The organism is Tunturibacter gelidoferens (assembly GCF_040358255.1).
Lineage (GTDB): Bacteria > Acidobacteriota > Terriglobia > Terriglobales > Acidobacteriaceae > Edaphobacter > Edaphobacter gelidiferens.
Genome location: NZ_CP132938.1, coordinates 539,006 through 557,817, shown reverse-complemented (window position 1 = coordinate 557,817; position 18,812 = coordinate 539,006). Strand labels below are relative to the sequence as shown.

Annotated in this window: 14 protein-coding genes; 4 read left to right on the top strand and 10 right to left on the bottom strand. The window is 54.5% G+C overall.

What is annotated here, in order from left to right:
* Window positions 1–29: 29 nt before the first annotated feature.
* Window positions 30–1,511, bottom strand: a complete 1,482-nt coding sequence (locus RBB81_RS02865) for an amino acid permease (RefSeq protein WP_183791225.1) — start codon at window positions 1,509–1,511, stop codon at window positions 30–32.
* Between the two features lie 397 nt (window positions 1,512–1,908).
* Window positions 1,909–4,692, bottom strand: coding sequence for an ATP-dependent helicase (locus tag RBB81_RS02860; RefSeq protein ID WP_423248063.1), 2,784 nt, complete (start codon window positions 4,690–4,692; stop codon window positions 1,909–1,911).
* 295 nt (window positions 4,693–4,987) lie between these two features.
* Between RBB81_RS02860 and RBB81_RS02855 the strand changes: the two genes are divergently transcribed.
* Together RBB81_RS02855 and RBB81_RS02850 are read left to right on the top strand one after the other, a co-directional pair.
* A complete protein-coding gene (locus tag RBB81_RS02855) occupies window positions 4,988–5,332 on the top strand; it encodes a hypothetical protein (RefSeq protein WP_179586482.1) in 345 nt (114 codons plus the stop codon).
* Between the two features lie 152 nt (window positions 5,333–5,484).
* The gene (locus RBB81_RS02850) at window positions 5,485–6,057 is read left to right on the top strand and encodes a TIGR00730 family Rossman fold protein (protein ID WP_179586480.1); all 573 of its coding nucleotides are present in this window, start codon (window positions 5,485–5,487) and stop codon (window positions 6,055–6,057) included.
* A gap of 57 nt (window positions 6,058–6,114) precedes the next feature.
* On the opposite strand, the gene RBB81_RS02845 is transcribed toward RBB81_RS02850, so the two are convergent.
* The 8 genes from RBB81_RS02845 to RBB81_RS02810 all read right to left on the bottom strand — a co-directional run bounded on the left by RBB81_RS02845 (window position 6,115) and on the right by RBB81_RS02810 (window position 13,727).
* The gene (locus RBB81_RS02845; RefSeq protein ID WP_353072649.1) at window positions 6,115–6,552 is read right to left on the bottom strand and encodes a DUF971 domain-containing protein; all 438 of its coding nucleotides are present in this window, start codon (window positions 6,550–6,552) and stop codon (window positions 6,115–6,117) included.
* A gap of 72 nt (window positions 6,553–6,624) precedes the next feature.
* Complete coding sequence (locus RBB81_RS02840; protein WP_353072648.1) at window positions 6,625–7,404, bottom strand: sulfite exporter TauE/SafE family protein; 780 nt, start codon at window positions 7,402–7,404, stop codon at window positions 6,625–6,627.
* 63 nt (window positions 7,405–7,467) lie between these two features.
* Complete coding sequence (locus RBB81_RS02835) at window positions 7,468–8,241, bottom strand: ATP-binding cassette domain-containing protein (protein ID WP_179587161.1); 774 nt, start codon at window positions 8,239–8,241, stop codon at window positions 7,468–7,470.
* 135 nt (window positions 8,242–8,376) lie between these two features.
* Complete coding sequence (locus RBB81_RS02830; protein WP_179586474.1) at window positions 8,377–9,141, bottom strand: sulfite exporter TauE/SafE family protein; 765 nt, start codon at window positions 9,139–9,141, stop codon at window positions 8,377–8,379.
* A gap of 33 nt (window positions 9,142–9,174) precedes the next feature.
* Window positions 9,175–9,936, bottom strand: coding sequence for a phosphoadenylyl-sulfate reductase (locus RBB81_RS02825; RefSeq protein WP_179586472.1), 762 nt, complete (start codon window positions 9,934–9,936; stop codon window positions 9,175–9,177).
* A 3-nt stretch (window positions 9,937–9,939) separates the two neighbouring features.
* Window positions 9,940–11,613: a sulfate adenylyltransferase subunit CysN gene (cysN, locus tag RBB81_RS02820; RefSeq protein ID WP_353072647.1), complete on the bottom strand. Its 1,674-nt coding sequence runs from the start codon at window positions 11,611–11,613 to the stop codon at window positions 9,940–9,942.
* A complete protein-coding gene (gene cysD, locus RBB81_RS02815) occupies window positions 11,614–12,525 on the bottom strand; it encodes a sulfate adenylyltransferase subunit CysD (protein WP_183791238.1) in 912 nt (303 codons plus the stop codon).
* 347 nt (window positions 12,526–12,872) lie between these two features.
* Window positions 12,873–13,727 carry an IS1 family transposase gene (locus RBB81_RS02810; RefSeq protein WP_353073887.1) on the bottom strand — a complete coding sequence of 285 codons (855 nt, stop codon included), beginning with the start codon at window positions 13,725–13,727 and terminating at the stop codon, window positions 12,873–12,875.
* Window positions 13,728–13,993: 266 nt separating this feature from the next.
* Here RBB81_RS02810 and RBB81_RS02805 point away from each other — a divergent pair, with 266 nt between their 5' ends.
* The gene (locus RBB81_RS02805; RefSeq protein ID WP_353072646.1) at window positions 13,994–14,509 is read left to right on the top strand and encodes a hypothetical protein; all 516 of its coding nucleotides are present in this window, start codon (window positions 13,994–13,996) and stop codon (window positions 14,507–14,509) included.
* A gap of 886 nt (window positions 14,510–15,395) precedes the next feature.
* On the top strand, window positions 15,396–18,647 hold the full coding sequence (locus tag RBB81_RS02800) for a TonB-dependent receptor (protein WP_353072645.1): 3,252 nt from the start codon (window positions 15,396–15,398) through the stop codon (window positions 18,645–18,647).
* Window positions 18,648–18,812: the final 165 nt, after the last annotated feature.

The following is an 18,812-nucleotide window of genomic DNA, read 5'->3' as shown; positions in this document are numbered from 1 at the left end:
TTGTTACAAGCCTCGTTGCGCAGGCGTGCCTAAACTTTGGGTGCGTAGAACTCACTCCGCTTGCGGCTATAGAAGAAGTAGATCAGCAACCCAAGTCCAAGCCACACGAAGAATCGTATCCAGGTAATAATCGGCAATCCCATCATCAGCAGCACACAGAAGGTCACCGACAGCATCGGAATCACCGGCCCAAACGGAACCCGAAACCTGCGCCGTCGCTCCGGTTCGCGATACCGCAGAATGATCACCCCAATCGAAACCAGAGCGAACGCAAATAGGGTTCCGATATTCGACAGATCCGTCAATGTCCCGATGTCAAACAACCCAGCAGGAATTCCCACCACGATTCCAGCCACCCAGGTCGCAACCGCAGGAGTCCGGAACTTGGGATGAACCTTCCCGAAGAACGCAGGCAGCAACCGATCCCGCGACATGGCAAACCAGACCCGCGACTGGCCCAACTGAAACACCAGGATCGATGAGATCATCCCCATCATCGCGCCCAGCAGAACCGCCAGCCTCACCCAGTGCAGACTGTGTCCTCCCGGCTGCATCGACAGCTTCTTCAGCGCATTCACCACCGGAGCCGCATCATCAACCATGCTCTGCCAAGGCACCAGTCCAGTAAGGATCGTCGCCACACCGATGTACAGGATCGTGCACACGACCAGCGTGGCGATAATCCCGATCGGAACGTCCTTCTGAGGATTCCTGCACTCTTCCGCAGCGGTCGACACCGAATCAAACCCAATATAGGTGAAGAAGATGATCGAGCCACCGGTCAACACACCTGACCAGCCGTTCGGCGAGTAAGGGTGATAGAGTGCAGGCTTGATGAAGTGCGCGCCAGCAAAGATGAACAGCAGAATAGCGGCGAGCTTCAGCAGCACCATGATGTTGTTGGTTCGGGCCGACTCCCGAATCCCGCGCACCAACACCACAGTGAGCAACATAACTACCAGAAATGCCGGCCAATCGAAGCCGAAGTGCCATCCTGGGAGATAAAGATCATGTCCCTGCAGGTCCTGCAATCCACCCGGAAGAAACGCGGGCGAGATCCAGCGCAGAGCGGGATGGAAGCCGAACCAGTCGAGCAGATCCACCATATGGGCTGCGAAGCCCACCGAAACAGCCATGTTGCTGCCTGCATACTCCAGGATCAGGTCCCACCCAATGATCCAGGCAACAAGCTCCCCCAACGTCGCATAGGTATAGGTGTAGGCTGACCCCGCAATCGGAATCATCGAAGCCAGCTCCGCGTAGCAAACCCCCGTCAGACCGCAGACAATCGCAACAAGCACCAGGGAAATGGCAAGTGCCGGACCCGCTCCTGGCCGACCCGCCAGCGCCGAGTGATGAATCATATAGTCCAACACGGGTGCACGCAGGATCGAAGTTGTGTCAAACTTCTCGCCTGCGATTGCGGTACCGACAACCGTAAAGATGCCGGAGCCAATCACGGCTCCAATACCCAACGCGGTTAACGAAAGTGGGCCCAGCGTCTTCTTCAACGCGTGCTCAGGCCGCTCCGACTCAGAGATCAGCTTGTCGATCGACTTGGTTGCAAAGATTTGCCTGGCCAGCGCGCTCGCTCCTGCTTACGGATGAATTGGTGCGGGGCGTTTCCGACTACACAATGCGATTTCAGAAGACTTCAATCAGGAGGGAGCCGCAAGGCAAGATCGTCCGCACGGCTCCAACAAGAGATCAGCTATCGCTTGCTTTGACCGCGAGCTGCCTTCTTGACCTTTTGCTTGTTCTCGCCACGGGCGCCAGTGCGGGGACCCTTTGCTGGTGCGGCTTTGCGCGCTGCGCGCTTTACCTTCTTGCGTTCCTGTGTGTCAGTGATGCTTTTGGTGTTTGCCATGTATCTTTGCCAATCTTTCTATAGCTGCGATTTTTCAAACTCTAAAGGCGCTCCAGCTGAGCGAACTTCTCTACCAGCTTCTTTACTCCGTGCTGTTGAAATTGTACTGTAATCTTCGCATCATCCCCATCGCCCTCGCGACGAAAGACAGTTCCTTCGCCATACTTTGGATGCCGGACCCGCGAACCCTGCCTTAGGCCAGTCTTACCGGTCTGCTCTTGAACCTCTAGCTTCGGGCGCGATATCTTTTGTCCTCGCGCGGCGAAGAAGCTGGCGATGTTATCTATTGACTGTCCCGGCATTGCAGTCTTAGAGGAGTGTTCGGCCCGATTGTTCACCCCAGGAAGCCCCGACGGGCGAGCCGAAATCCGCTCACCACTTTGGTCTTCATCTTCATAGCTATAATGCTGCTCCCCCTGTTCGGGACTCGGACGACCAAACCTGTTCCCTTTGGGGTAGGGAGTCGCGTACGCCCCACCGTAGCCCGAACCATAATTCGATCCGGAAAACTGCGGCCGAGCAGGCGGACTTCCCAAATCTTCCACAAGTCGGCTTGGAACCTCTTCCAGAAATCGTGAAGCGATGCTGGATTCCGGCATATCGCTTCCGTATCGCCGTCGATATCTGGCGCGAGTCATGATCAGCGTATCCATCGCTCTAGTCATTCCGACATAGCAAAGGCGGCGCTCTTCCTCGAGTCCTGTTGGATCGGTCAGCGTCCGAGAGTGCGGAAACAAACCCTCTTCCATACCACTCAAAAAAACCAGCGGAAACTCCAGACCCTTGGCTGCATGCAACGTCATAAGGGTTACCCTGGCCTCTTCGCTGTAGCTATCTGCATCGCTGACCAGCGCGGCGTGATCCAGAAATTCGTGCAGCGTCTCACAGCGCTCCTGGGCGTCCTGGGCCGCGTTAGCGAGTTCCTTCAGGTTTTCGATCCGCGAGAATGATTCTGGAGTTGCTTCTTCCTCGAGCGCTCGAATGTATCCACTTCGGTCGTTCAGAAACTTGATCAGCTCCGGCAGCGTCGCTGCATCACCCGGTTTGCGAAACGCCGGCTTTTCGTCCGCCATTATGATCTCGGCTGCCTTGTTCATTGTCGTCTCCGCGGATCTCTTGAGCACCACAGGAGCGAACGGATTGAAACTCGCTGAATCGATTCCGTGTGCAGCATCCGAGTCTGAAGCGTTTTCAGCCGCGATCGTGGACATCTCTTCGCTTGGGCCGAAGTCGAACCCGAAGTTGAAGCTCGTATCGAACGAAGAATCCACGCCCATGTCCTCAGATTCTGGATCACCAAATCCAAACGAAACATCTGCTTCAGCTTCTTCAGCCGCATCGGTGAGCAGGGAAGCGTCATTGTCCTTTGCAACATCCTCAGACAGCTTCTCTGCAAAACCGGGTCCCAACATTGCCCGCGCATCCTCGATCAGCCGTCTAAAACTACTCAAGGCCTGTAATGCGCGCGCAGGTAGCAGCCTATCTTCAATCGCATGGCCAATCGCGTCCCACGTGCTCTTGCCGCTCGACAGAGCCATTCGCTCTAACGTCTCCATCGTTGTTTTGCCAATACCGCGGGGAGGCGAGTTTACCACCCGTCCAAGCGCAACGGAGTCGTGCACGTTCTGCACCAGCTTCAGATAGCTCAGAATGTCCTTCACCTCGGCGCGATCATAAAAACTGAATCCGCCCACCATGTGGTACTGAATCTGGTACCGGCGCAGCGCCTCTTCGACGAGTCGCGACTGGGAGTTAGTTCTGTATAGCACGGCGCATCTCGGCAGATCCGCCTGTCCCCCGGCCTCGCGTAGATACCGCTGGATTCGATCGGCAATAAACAGCGCTTCGTTCTCGCCATCGGGGGCTTCATAGTAGCCGATCAGACTACCACCCTCTCGGGTGGTGAACAGGTTCTTGCCTTTTCGCTGCGTATTCTGCGCTACGACTGCGCCCGCGCCTTCCAAGATTATCTGCGTTGAACGATAGTTCTGCTCGAGCCGGATCGTCTTTGTCCCTGGGAAGTCCTTCTCAAATTCCAGTATGTTTTTAATGTCTGCGCCGCGCCAGCTGTAGATCGACTGGTCCTCATCGCCCACCACGCAGACGTTCGCGTCAGGCCCGGCCAGCAGCTTCATCAACTCATATTGAGGCCGGTTGGTATCCTGATACTCGTCGATCAAAAGATATTTGTATCGTCGGTTGTATCTTTCTCTAGTCTCCCCCGATGACTTCAGCAGGCGGACGGTTTCAAGGAGGAGATCGTCGAAGTCCAGCGCATTCGCTTTAAACAGTTCCTTCCTGTAAATCTCAAAAATATGAGCAATCTTCTCTTCCATTGGATTGGTACTCGCAAGAAAATACTCTTGCGGGTCAATCATGTGGTTCTTCGCCCAGGAGATTCTCCCGAGCGCCACCCGTGGCTTCAGAGACTTGTCATCAATGGCAAGCCGCTTCAATGCCTGCTTCACCACTGCCTGCTGATCGGTCTCATCGTAGATCGCAAAGGTCTTCGTCAGCCCGGCGCCTCCTACACGAAGCGCTTCTATGTCCCGCCGCAACACTCGGACACAAAAGCTATGAAATGTGGCCAGCATCGGTTTAGCCAGACTGCTGTGTCCTAGAATCTTATCGACCCTGTCGGCCATTTCTTTGGCGGCTTTATTCGTAAACGTTACAGCGAGAATTGCATCGGCCGGCACGCCCCGCTCCTGAATCAGATAGGCGATTCGATGCGTGATGACACGCGTTTTGCCAGATCCCGCGCCTGCGAGCAGAAGCACAGGTCCATCTACTGACTGGATTCCCTCCTGCTGTTGCGGATTCATATTCTCCAAAAGTCGACTCAACGCGCACGCTCCAACATCTATTTTAAGCTTCCCGAGGCTCGCTCTCCAGTGGCTCGCTTGAAGCTTTCAAATTCCCATTGCTGTTGTTCATTTGCGAACAGCTTGTCCACTCATGGACAGCGGTTAAATCAAATTAAGACTGGATGGTTAATTCGAAAACCAAAGTGATATTTTTGGGAACTAGTTTCGTCCAACCTGCGTAACTCAACTCACGACGGGCTCCCTGATCCATGGCAGAGAACTTCAGTCGAATCTTGAAGTAATGGAGCGTGGTATGAAACGTCACAATCTCTTGACCGTCGCAGTTGTCGCTAGCTCTCTTCTTGCAGTCCCGGCCATATATGCGGCTCCTACAAGCATCTCATCTCCCGTTCATGCAATGTTCGGCAAAACAAAGACCAACACGATCAAACTCAATCTTCGCAATGATACCGGCACTTCTCTACAGGTTCTGGTAGGGGATAAACCGATGACGCTTGAGCCCGGAAAATTAGTTAACCTCGACGTTCCAGTGGGAACACGCATCGTCGCCAATAGTGCCACACCAAACCACGCGGTAGGGTCGCTCATCGAAGAGGTCATCAAAGATCATAAAGGTGCCACGATCGCAATTCGCTAAGAAGACTTGCGACGAAGACGATATGGCTAGCTGTCTCCGAAGGCCGACCGCCGCTATTAGATCCGGTCGGCCGCAACTTTCTTCCTCCCCTTCCCTTGATTGAGTCAAACGCTCATACACTCGACGTGAAGCGCCTTGATATCCTCAATCGTATGATTCGCAATGTTGCTGTCTTTTGTGCTTCCGTTAATGGTCTTCATCCTGCCTACCGAGCGGACGCCGAGCATCTGGGGCGCGCCCTTGCTACCCGCAATATTGGGATAATTTATGGAGGCGCAAACGTCGGCCTGATGCAGGCCGTTGCTGAGGCCGCCCTAACCGCCGACGGCAAAGTCATAGGAGTTATTCCGGAGGTGCTCGTCGATCTCGAAGTGGCTCATCACGGTATCACCGAACTTCACATCACCAGCACCATGCACACCCGTAAGGCGCTTATTGGAGAAAAGGCCGACGCGTTCATTGCGCTGCCGGGAGGCTTCGGCACCTTCGAGGAACTCTTTGAAGTCCTTGCCTGGCACACCCTCAAGCTCCACGCGAAACCTATCCTCTTGCTCAATACACACGGCTTCTACGAAAAGCTCCTCACCTTTCTTGATCACTGCGTCGCCGAAGGTCTGCTTAAGCAGAAAAACCGACAACTCCTTCTCGTCGCAGATACTGTTGAAGAGGCGCTCACGATGTTGAAGTTAGACGACCGAAGAGCGTCTGCGGGCGGACTAGACTGAGTCTTGACACGCTACGAAACCACGCCATCATTCTCTCGGTCTTTAGCCTGACCTCTCCTACAACTCTTGCTTTGTCATACAACCGTCGCAACGGCACACTCGTCGGAGGTACTCCCAAGAATAAATTCCACTTTCGTGTCCATCGTTCCACTTGAACTTCAGCGCATACTTGCCTACTGGCGTCACCTCCAGCGGTCGTGCCGGAGCCTTGTACATCTTCAGTAACGTATGCTCTTTAGCTTTCGCCTCCCCCGGCAATCTGTTGGTCTTCTCCCTGTCTTCGTGGCATGTCGCGCACGGACACGCGTTCCGCAACCACTCAAAGCTCCATACGCTCCTGTGCCCATCGTTCCACTCGATCTCGACGCCAGTTCCTTCGGTCTTCTTCACCCGCACCTTTTTCGGAGTCACCGCATTTGGCGGCATCTGTGCGTGCTCCAAGTCTTCGAGCCGTGCTCGCTCCGCCCTAACAATACGAATTCCTTCATGACTCATAACGTGTTCTCCGGTTGCTCGCAAAGATCATCGAATAATACATCTTCAATCCCTTCATCCCGGCGCCGTTCTCTAGCCATTTCGCCAGAAGAAATAAGCCGCTATCACGCATCCTGTGATCACAACGATCGTTCGCAGGACATTCGCATTCATTCGCCGAGCGTACTGTGCTCCAACATATCCGCCAATCCCGGCGAATATCATTGAGATCAGACAGTAACGCCAAATGACTGCGCCACCTAATACAAACGTGATCACGGCGCATAAGTTAGACAAACAAGCCGCGAGAACCTTCAGCGAGTTCAGCGCGTTCATCTCCTCAACTCCAAATAATGCCAACGCGCTCATAATCAAAAAGCCCGCACCTGCACCAAAGTATCCGATGTAGAAGCACACCGGCAGCAACACAAAAAAAAGCGGTTTCACAGCCGGAGGTTTCTTGATGTGAGGCTCAATCGATCGTTTTCTCAGCCACTGCGATACCGGACCACTGATTCCAAACAACAGAGAAGCGACCAGCAACAGCCATGGCACCAAATGCAGAAACGTAATCTGCCGGGTATTCAGCAGTACGACAGCGCCACTGACTCCGCCCAGAATCGAAGCCGCACAGACAACCGGCAATAGATCCCGCGTTAAGTCTCCGCGTAACGCAGCAACCGAAGTCAGCTGTCCCGGCCATAGCGCGACCGTATTTGTCGCATTCGCCTGGATGGGAGCCACCCCGATCGACAGCATAGCCGGAAAGGATACGAACGATCCGCCACCAGCCATCGCATTCATCACGCCAGCGATAAGAGACGCCGTGACCAGCCAAACGTAATGCAAATGCGAATTAAGACTCGAGATCATCCATCTTCTATTGTATCGAGTTCTACTTGACCGCCGATTCTAAGCCTCGCAAACTCTAAAACTTCACATCGCTGCGGGCATCACTGGAGTCGCCGCAATCAACCGGCGCGTATATTCGTCTCGCGGGGTGTCGCAAATTTGCTCGCACTCCCCCAACTCCACTAGCCGCCCTCCTTGCATTACCGCCACCCTGTCGCACAAGTAGCGCACAAGGGGCATAGAATGCGAGATAAACAGATACGTCAGTCCGTACTCTCTCTGTAGATCCCGTAGCAAATTCACAACTTGCGCGCCTACGCTAACATCTAGCGCACTCACCGGCTCATCCAACACCAAGAATTCGGGTCGTAGAGCCAATGCCCGCGCGATATTAATTCTTTGTCGTTGCCCACCGCTGAACTCATGAGGAAATCGTTCTAGCGCCGACTCGTCCAAACCTACCGTCCGCAACATCTCTTTTAGCCGTGACGCCAGCCCCCCAGATGGTCTCGCCCGATGGATCTCAAATGGCTCGGTCAAGATCTGCTTCACCCGCATTCTAGGATTTAACGCCGCGTAGGGATCTTGAAACACAATCTGCATACGTCGTCGCATTTCCCGCATCTCGCGTGATGTCATGGACAGTAGATCCCGTCCTCTGTAGCTCAAGTCACCCGCGGAAGGTTCTTCCAGTCTTAATAACAGGCGTGCAATGGTGCTTTTCCCTGACCCGGACTCGCCGACCAATCCCAACGTCTCTCCCGGCCGGATCACGAACGAAACATCGTCCACCACTAGGTGTCCCCTTCCATACTCCTTCTTCAGGCCTCGAGCCTCCACCAGCGCCGTCTCATCCATCGACATAGTCGGATGGTAGCATCCGAAGTCTGTGCGTCTTTACAATGCCCATGCGCAATAGCTGACCCTGCTCCGCGAACCGGTCGACACAAACGAAATACCGACGAACAAGAGGAGCAACGCTCAGCGCGGGCTCTAGCGGTGCGATGCGGCGAAAGCATTCGTATAGATGAACTGCGATCCGACGATCAGAAGCCAGACCCAAAGAGCAAATCGCAGGGGCCTCTTGGGTATCCAGCGCACGGTCACTGTTCCCAGAGCAACGCCAGCGAGTCCTCCGAGAATCAAGTGCCGAAGAAGACTCGAGTTCGTCCCATGAAAGAAGCCATGAGCACCACTTCCGACGAGCGAGAGGAGAAAGCCAAAGACGATATCGGTTCCAACCACTTGCGCCGGTGAGAGAGAAGTCAGGCTGAGCAGCGCCGCAGTACCCAACGCTCCGGCTCCTGCGGAAGAAAACCCCACCTCAACTCCAAGGGGTACCATCAGAAAAGGTAGCAGGCGGCTGCGATCCCTTGGTGGCGCTTCGGTTCGTGTCGGTCGAAACGAGAAAAATATCTGCCAGAGTGCTGTTAGAACCAATACGCCGCCGAGAAGGCCATTCAGCAGAAGTTGCGGGCCGTGGACATCGAGGTGGCGGAGAACGAGCGAGCCAATAAGAACCCCTGGCAACCCACCGATCAACATAAGACTAAGGACACGCCATGAGACCTGTTTGCGAGCGATCTGCGATGGTACCAGGACAAGTTTGACGGCGGCAGAGAACATGAGCCCCGTGGCTACAGCCATCGGTGCAGGAACTCCAAGAAACAAGATGAGCAGCGGCGTCGTGATCGTGCCAGCGCCGACACCGGTCAATGCGATGAAAACTGCGATAATAAATCCGATGGCGTATTCCATAAGTCTTCCTTTCGGCGACCGTTTCGCCGCGGATCACCGGTTTGGAGCAGCCTGAATGTGAATGCCGCACTCGACCTTGCGGCCAGCCCAGCGACCAGAGCGTGGGTCGTTAGGATCTGTAGGTATCGAGGTGCAAGGCTTGCAGCCGATGCTGGTGTAGCCGGCGTCATAGAGTGGCAAGAGCGGAATACCGTAGAAAGCGCATGCCTGCCAGATGTCCCGCGTTGTCCAGTCGGCGAAGGGGCTGAGTTTGCGAACTGTGACGCCGCTTGGCAGCGTGAAATCTGCGATCTCTTCAAGCGCAGTACGGCTACGCGCCTGCTCTCGGCGTAGACCGGTAAGCCAAGTCTTATAGTTTCCAACCGCAGAGAAAAGCGGCTCGACCTTGCGTAAGGCGCAACAGCGGTCTGGTGCGGTCTGGTAAAGCAGGCCAAGCTCAAGCTCTTGCTCTATCACCGTATGGACTGGAAGAAGATTAGTAAGGTTCAGTTTCCAGTCGGTTGCAATCCGGTCCCGGTAGATGTAGGTCTCCGGAAAGTGATAACCCGTATCCAGGAAGAGCACCGGAATATCAGGCCGCAGTTCGCGAACGAGATGAAGTAGGAGAACATCTTCGGCCTGAAAGCTGCACGAAAGACAGGCATCATTCTCGGTAGGTGTTTCTGGCAACTCCCGGGCGAGGAGTTCTCGGACGTTCGATAGTTTGGCATCAAGCGTGGGGGATAGGACTACAGGCAGATCCACTGTCTTGTGAGAAATTTCAGGAGAGGGCGCTAAATTGTGAAGGATGGTCATCGTCTATTTTTCTCCCGTTGTGATGGCGTAGGCATCGAGGAAACGAAGGAGGTCATCAATGTCAGATACGACAGCCTGCCTTTCGCCGAAACGAACTGTCCTGTCCTCGGACGCAGCGTGAGTCAAGACGAGGGCTCCTCCAGTGATAAGCACTGCGATAGATTCGTCAGAGGGGAACTCGGGGCGAACGATGAAAACACCGCGAAGGAAAAGGGTTCGTTCCACCGCATCGGCAAAATCAATAGGGCTGCGGAGATGAATGTGCGCTCCAGAGTGGCCCCAACGCTCTCGTCGGTCAGTCTCTGTTACCACATTTGTCGTTTTGACGCTCGTTTCAACGCCGATAGAGCGGATCATTCCTGCAGCGACGGTCAGATTAGTGACTGGATCGATCAGAACGAAGCTTCCGGTGATACGGTTTGTGGAGTAGTTGTCAACAAAGAGCGGTAGTACGGATTGAACCTCTACTAGACCAATATCGTTAAACTTAAGCGTTTCGGCGGCGTCTTGTTCCAGGGTTTCTACGTCAAGGCGGTATCGAATATCAGTGATCTGGACCTGAACGGTCTTGCTGGTGTGCTTCAGTAAGTAGCGGCGTGCAAGGTCGAGAGGCTTCTCGTCCATCCAGACGAGGGAAGCGGTGAAGCTCTTCGTCGTGATCGCCGGAAATTCGGGAGCGACGATTAAGTCGCCTCTACTAACGTCCAGTTCATCTGTAATAGTAAGAGTTACAGATTGAGGTGCTTGGGCCTGCACAAGATCACCATCGAAGGTAACGATGCTCCGCACGCGGCTGATTCGGCGCGATGGGAGCACCATGATGGGATCCCCGGGGCGGATTGTTCCCGCTGCGATCTGTCCGGAAAATCCACGAAAATCCTGGTTGGGGCGAAGGACACGCTGCACCGGGAAACGAAAAGGGTGGGCGACTCCGGCCTCCGCTGCGGGGACCGATTCAAGTACTTCGAGCAGCGAGGGCCCTTGGTACCAGGGCATGGTAGCGGTTGCGCGGACGACATTGTCGCCGACCAGCGCGCTGACTGGAACGAAATAGAGATGCGGCGGCCGCATATCCCCTAGTTCTTCAAAAAATGCGGTGAAGTCAGCCCGAATTGCGTCGAACGCTTGTTTCTCGTAGTTGACGAGATCCATCTTATTGACGGCAACGAGGATGTGTGGAACGCCAAGCAGCGCGGTTATGCAGGCGTGACGGCGAGACTGGGTGAGCACGCCCTTTCGCGCATCGACAAGAACGATGGCAAGCGAAGCAGTTGAGGCGCCGGTAGCCATATTGCGGGTGTACTGCTCGTGGCCTGGTGTGTCGGCGATGATGAACTTGCGGTTCGCGGTGGAAAAATAACGATAGGCGACGTCGATGGTTATACCCTGCTCGCGCTCGGCACGGAGCCCGTCTGTCAGGAGAGCAAGATCGACGCTGTCCAGGCCCGTGGAGCCTTTGCCCCTGATCGAACGGACCTGGTCTTCGTAGACACTCTGCGTGTCGTAGAGTAATCGGCCGATGAGGGTCGACTTCCCATCGTCGACCGAACCGGCGGTGGCGAAGCGAAGCAGATCGCGGGCATGCTCATTCGCGAGAAAACTGGAAAGAGAAAACCCTGATACTTGTTCGAACTGCGTCTCGACATCCAGCTTCAAAACCGATTCACTGGGAGGCATTTAGAAGTAACCCTCACGCTTCTTAAGTTCCATCGACCCTTCTTGGTCATGGTCGATGACACGATTCGCCCGCTCCGAAGAACGGAAGGAAAGCAGTTCTTCGATAATCTTGGGTAGCGTATCGGCATCCGAGCGAATGGCTCCAGTGCACGGACTGCAGCCGAGCGAACGAAGCCTGGAGAGCACCATCTGCGGCCGCTCTCCAGGCCGGGCAATAAAGCTCTGTTCAACCGGAAGAAGCGCACCTTCCCGGACATACATCGGCCGTTCTCTGGCGAAGTAAAGATCGACGATGGGGATGTCTTCCTGCAGGATGTACTGCCAGATGTCCATCTCGGTCCAGTTCGAGAGCGGAAAGACGCGGATGGACTCGCCCGGATGGATTCGCGAGTTGTAGAGGTTCCAAAGTTCAGGGCGTTGGCCCTTCGGATCCCATTGACCAGCTTTGTCGCGAAAAGAGTAGATGCGTTCCTTGGCGCGAGACTTCTCCTCGTCGCGACGAGCACCACCAAACGCAGCATCAAAGCCGTAATGATTAAGGCCGTCGAGCAGTGCCTGTGTTTTGAGAAGGCCACAGCACCGTTTGGTGTCGAGCGCGATCGGATTCGTGCCTGAAGCAATGGCGGGCTCGTTACGCCAGACAAGAAGTTCAGCTCCAACTTCGGCTACCATGCGATCGCGGAACTCGATCATCTCGCGGAATTTGAAGCCCGTATCGACATGGAGGAGAGGAAACGGGATCGGAGCAGGAAAAAAGGCCTTTTGTGCAAGTCGCAGCATCACAGAGGAGTCTTTCCCGATGGAGTAGAGCATGACGGGGCGTTCAAACTCGGATGCAACTTCGCGGAGGATATGAATGCTCTCGGCTTCGAGGAGCTGTAGATGCGTCAGTGCAGGTGCGGCCAATGCCATGAATGACTCCAGAGGGAGTTTCGAATGCAACTTACCCAAAGCAAGAAGCTCGGGAGAGTTTTGAAAAAACAGTTTTTAAGAGTGGAAGATTAGAGCATGAGTCGACACGCCTGCTCGACGTTGAAAGGACAACAACAACGGAGCTGGCATGATATGCACATTTCTCACACCAGAGTAGCAAAGGACGGAGACCGAGGCAAATCTTGGTCGGTTGGTTCAAATCGTCCGACGAAGGTCGCGGCCCTAAGTTGATAAAACAAAGTTGCTTTCGGTTATCTGACTTGAGACGGGAGGCCGTAGGGTGGTTCTCGTCCAAAGCGGGTAGTGGGCAAGTTTGAATCCACAGGTTATGCCACCTGCGTCAGACCGTCCAGAATAGATTTCGGTTCTAGCAATTTCACAAGCTCTTCGATCGACCACACATGATCCGACAGCCCCGCCTCCATCGCGGGTGTAACGCGGAGAGTCGAGTGAACGCGGCAGAAGTTGTAGTGCATGAAGTGAAGCGCAATTGCGGCTTCGTGATTCTCGATCTTCTTTGAGAATGCATTGGTGAGGCGGGTAAAACGTCGCATGGACATCCGCATCGTGAGGTTCTGACGCTCCACAAAGGACGTGCTGATGTGGCGGGGGTCGGGATTGCCACTCATTACTGCTGTCTGTGTTCCGATGCACTCACCGGGGCTGTAGCGCGTATCGAATGAGGATTGACCGTACAGCTTTATCAGCATCGCGTAGTCGCAATCCATACCGAATGCACCTTCGACCGCTTCACCGTATACCTTGTGACCGTCCGTGGTGATTTGAATACGGGTAGCGACTCGCGATGCTACATCCTCCATAAAAGCCTTTGCCCATGCCGCCCCGCGCTGTCCGACGAGCCATGAAACCATGAGCTTTGAATCAGCATCCAGCGCAGTCCAAGTCCACACGTCTCCGCACCCAGTTTCCATCTGCCCCTCAGTGACGTTCTTCTGCTTCGCCCCGACAAAACTCCAGATCTCATCACACTGCACTCGCTTAGACGGAACCTGTCGGACATGCTCGTCGTGGTAGGTTGCGCAGGCCTTGCCCAGATCGGCCAACAACTTGAGGACTGTAGGCTTGGAAACGCCAGTCATGCGGCAGGTTGCGCGGATGCTATTCCCCTCCACTAGAGCGGCTACAACGCGAGTTCTGTCGGCAATGTTCAAGCGGTTCATACTCATAATTATGCTTGAGCGAATTCGCATTGTCAAGACAGAAACATTACATAGGATAATGGCGTGGATATCTAATTAACACATGCGTCAACACAAACTATTAAAAACAAACCTTTTATCAGCATGTTTTTCCAAGTATCACGGAACGTCCCCGACGACTACCCCATGTGTAACTTATGGCGTGAGTATTTGCACGGGTATTTTTCGATTAACATGGCGACTTCAGCTTTTTAATGCAAGACTTAGAGAGTAACAAGGAGATTGAAATGAGCGACAAACTGAGCGCCGCAGTCGAAGCCTTGCAGGAGGAACTGCAAAAGCAGCTTGCTGAGGTTGACGACACGAAGCGAATGATCAACGGTTTGCTGCGACGTATGGGACAGGAAGCCCTCTACGCCGACGAGTCCAATAGTGTTCATTCGTCCACAATCCGTTCTTCACAGTTTTACGGTAAGCCCTTGGCTACGGCAGCACGGGAATACCTAGAGATGAGCAGTCAACGCGACGCGCGAACGCCGGACGAAATTCTCACAGCGCTGAAAAAAGGAGCATTCGACTTCAAGAGTACGAATTGGAAGGAGAAAGATTACCTTCGAATGCTTTCCATCTCGCTCTCCAAAAACACGTCTATGTTCCACCGTCTTCCTAATGGCGCGTTCGGGCTGTTGAGCTGGTATGACAGCGCCATGATCAAGAGGTCTGACAAGGCAGCTGGAGACGCTAAGAAAGCACAAGCAGTCGCCTTACCCGAAGAGCAAGAGGATGAGGGCGATGCTACCTAGAATTTCGTCGGAAGACGGAAACGCCCGACTGATCAGAGTCGGGCGAATCCTACAGAAAGGAGAGAACCCCAGTGTCAATCCGGAAAAGTTCTCGCCATCGGTTCGTAATCACCATCCGCATCTGCGGTGTGATCATTACGATTGAAATACCACCATAGGGTGAAAACCCCTATTTGTAAATACCCCAGCGGGCTAAGAGGTAAACTCCCCCGCTGGGTACCATTTTACGCCCTTACTGAGCTGTTCCCCATCGTTTGTTGGCAGCCTTTTTTGCTATTTCGCTCCTCTGCTCAGGCGTAAGCTTCTTAGCTCTAGCGGTGCCACCCTTCAGTCCTCCCAAGCGACCAGAAGCGACGGCAGCAGGGTGACGGCGTTCTGGCTTTGTCCCGGTCGCTTCATTCACTATCCGAGATGCGATGAGATTTATATCCGTGCTCACTCTTTTTGCCATCCATCAATGATGCTTGAGAGGCCTAACGTATGCAATAACCTGTGGATTCAAACTTGCCCACTACCCCAAAGCGAGACAGCGCGACTCGGCTAAAAGCCCTATGCTACTATTCGGTTTATGGCTCTGACCTTCCACTACGCCGTTACTGGTTGTCGTTGTTGTGAAGCAGGTCTGCGCCTCTCGCCTACGCGAAACTAGTTTCCCAAAACAAAAAAACTCACAGCAACCTGTGCCAAAAGCGGGCCTTGGCTTTTCGGTAATTCAATGTATTCAAGAATTTCAAGGAAGTTCCGGCAGATCCGCATCGTAGTTTCCTCCCCGGAAACAATGCCGAACTGTTGTTGCCAATAGTCTCCCGCCCTCTTCGAGAATTCGTAAAGCAATCTCTTCCCATCTACATGCGTGTCTTGTTCTAAGCACTTGGAGGTACCCTCGATGTTCCATCGATCTGTTTTTCTCTCCGTGTCACTGCTTCTCGCAACCGCTGCCAACGCCCAGATTGTGGGTGGGACCATCAGCGGTATTGTCACAGATCCCGCCGGAGCAGTCGTTCCTGACGCCCAGATCACGATTCGCAATCAAGAGACCGGCGGTGAGCGCCACCTCATCTCCGACGCAGCCGGAGCATATGCTGCACCTTCGATTCCCGTTGGTGTTTACGCGATATCGGTCGTGCGCGAGGGCTTCGCTCCGCAGACCCGCGCAGGGATTTCTCTCACTGTAGGTCAAGCCAAGCGTATCGATCTCACAGTGCATCCGGGTAACGTTACAGAGCAGATCACGGTTACGGACGTTCCCTCGTCTATCAATCTTTCCACCCAACAGATCTCCGGACTCGTCAACGAGCGTCAAATCAAAGACCTCCCGCTCAATGGTCGATCTTACGATCAACTCATCACACTCAATCCTGCGGCAGTAAACTACACAGCACAGCGCAGTGGATCGGTGGGAACCTCCAACTCCTCTGTGGGTAGTATGTTTGCGATCTCTGGTCGACGCCCGCAAGACAACCTCTACCTGCTCAACGGCGTCGAATACACCGGCGCGTCTCTGATCAACGTCACTCCGGGCGGAACTAGCGGCCAGCTTCTCGGCGTCGATGCGGTACGCGAGTTCAATGTCGTCAGTGACACGTACTCGGCAAGTTATGGAAAACGTCAGGGGGCACAGATCTCCATCGTAACGGCCTCGGGCACCAATAACGTCCACGGCTCGGCTTACGAGTTTCTTCGTAACTCTTTCTTCGATGCACGCAACTATTTCGACCAGGCTCACATTCCGAACTTTCAGCGCAACAACTACGGTGCCTCTCTTGGCGGCCCCATTCGCACCAATCGGCTCTTTCTCTTTGGCAACTACGAAGGCTATAGACAGAACCTCGGAATCACCAACGTCACGCTCGTCCCTGACACTCAAGCTCGACAGGGCCTGCTTCCCGATCCGGCTAATCCCGCCGGACCTCGCAAAAACTATGGTGTCGCGAACGGAGTTAGACCTCTGCTTAATCTCTGGCCTGCACAAAACGGTCCGGAGCTCCTCGACGCCAAAGGCAATCCGACCGGGATCGGTGAAGCCTTCTCGAGTCCCACTCAACACATCCGCGAGGACTTCGGCACCGCGCGTTTCGATGCCAACCTTACCTCGCGCGATCTCCTCTTTGGCGTCTACACCGCGGATGATTCCACCGCCAACACACCCACGCAAAACCCCTTCTCGCTCATCAACGAATCGCTTCGCGAACAAGTTGCCAGCATCCAGGAGCAGCACGTCTTCTCCGCTCGCCTGCTAAACACGGCCCGCGTTGGCTACTCTCGCGCCAGCTTTTTCTTCCTCGGCAGTATTCCCACTTCAATCCAGAGTGAAACTCCGGGCTTTCTTGCGGGCAAGCCGACCGGAGCTATTGTGATCGCGGGTTCGACCGCCTCCAATGGCTCGTCGCAGATCACCGGCGCCGGTGCCAACGTTGGATCGAACAATGCTACGGCGCGCAACCTCTACACCTTCGACGACCACGTCTTCTATTCCCGCTCGCGTCACCAGGTTGAGGCCGGAGTGTGGCTTCAGTCGCTTCAGTCGAACGATAATCTCGCCCAGAACCAGTACGGCCAAGCCTCCTTCGCTTCACTCACCACCTTCCTGCAAGGAACTGTCAAGACCTTCACCGTCGTGCCCAATCCCACGCCGCTAAATTGGCGGAGTTTCATGAGCGCCGTTTACTTCGAAGATACCTGGCAACTTACTCCAGCGTTCGAGATTCGCGGCGGGATTCGTTTCGAATCCACCAATGGCTGGAACGAAGCCCACGGCCGTGCCTCGCAGTATGGGTTTAAGAACGGTGTCATCGATACAACTCCAACGACAGGAACCTCCGCTCTGTCGAACAACCGCGCGAAGATTCTCCCCGAACCACGCATCGGCATTGCCTGGAATGTCTTCGGCGATGGCAAAACTTCGCTTCGGTCCAGCGTTGGCCTTCATCACTCTCTTCTCGACAACCTCGACTATCGCCTTGATCAGGCCGCACCTTACAACACAACTCTCTCCTATTCCAACGTTCCTATCGCAAGTCCAATTAGCGGTCCGCCAGGGCTCATCTCTCCCTCTAACGTCCAAGCCGATATCTCGACTCCGGGCGTTGTCTCTTACGCACTCAGCATCGAACAGCAGCTCGATCAAACGACCTCAATTACGGTTGGCTATGTAGGCTCTCATGGTTATCACCAGATCCTTTCGGAGGATCAAAACGAACCCGGTTCCATCATCTGCTCTCCGAACTCAAGATGCCCTCCAGGTACTTCGACCGGAACGATCTACTATCCTACGACGGTCAAAGCGAACCCTCTGGTAGCCAACACCACGTCATGGACCTCCGGCGGCTCCAGCAACTACAACGCACTCGAGGTTGACCTTCGCCGCAACCTGGCACACGGCTTGCAACTTCGAGCCAACTACACCTTCGCCAAAAATCTCGACGACGGCTCTGCCTGGAATACGAGCGTCTCGGCCAACACTCCGGCGTTTGTTTCTTATCCGGGGAATCCTTCGCTGGATTACGGCCCCGCGGCGACTGATATTCGCCACCTCGCTACCTTCAACGCGACATACGAGCTACCCGTTGGTCGTGGCCACTTTCTCTTATCCACTGTACCGCCGTTGATCAACCACGCGGCATCTGGATGGAGTCTCAGCACCATCGCAACACTCCAAACCGGATTTCCCTTCAGCCCGCAACTGGGTTATAACCCTACCGGCTCTGGCGACACTCGCAACCCAGTCCGCCCAAACGTCAATCCCGGCTTCCGGGGAAACATCTATACTCGCGGCAGCACAGCCACCCGCGTCGGCCAATTCTTCTCACCCGCAGCTTTCACCCCCCCCGCATACGGCACCATAGGCAACCTCGGTCGAGACACCCTTACCGGTCCCGGGTACGCCGACTGGGATCTTTCTCTGCTCAAGTCGACCGTACTGACCGAGAAAACCCGTCTCCAGTTTCGCGCCGAATTCTTCAACGTGCTCAACCACACCAACCTGCAGACGCCCAACGAGGTTGTTTACACAAGCGGGCCCACACAGGGCACAGTCGCCAACCAGACCACAGCCGTCGTTCAGAGCCCTACAGCCGGAGTTGTGACCGCAGCCTCCACTAGTCGTCAGATCCAACTCGCGCTCAAGGTCATCTTCTAACACAACAACGATAGATCTCTCGCATACTCTCCGAATGTAGGGGAGGCAGGACGGCAATCCTGAACCGTTACCGCGTGGTCCGCAGCAGCGGAACTCCCGTGAAGCGTCTATAGATATACTTCTCAGGGGAAATAAAACTAGTTATTTCCATCCTCTAGAAATGTA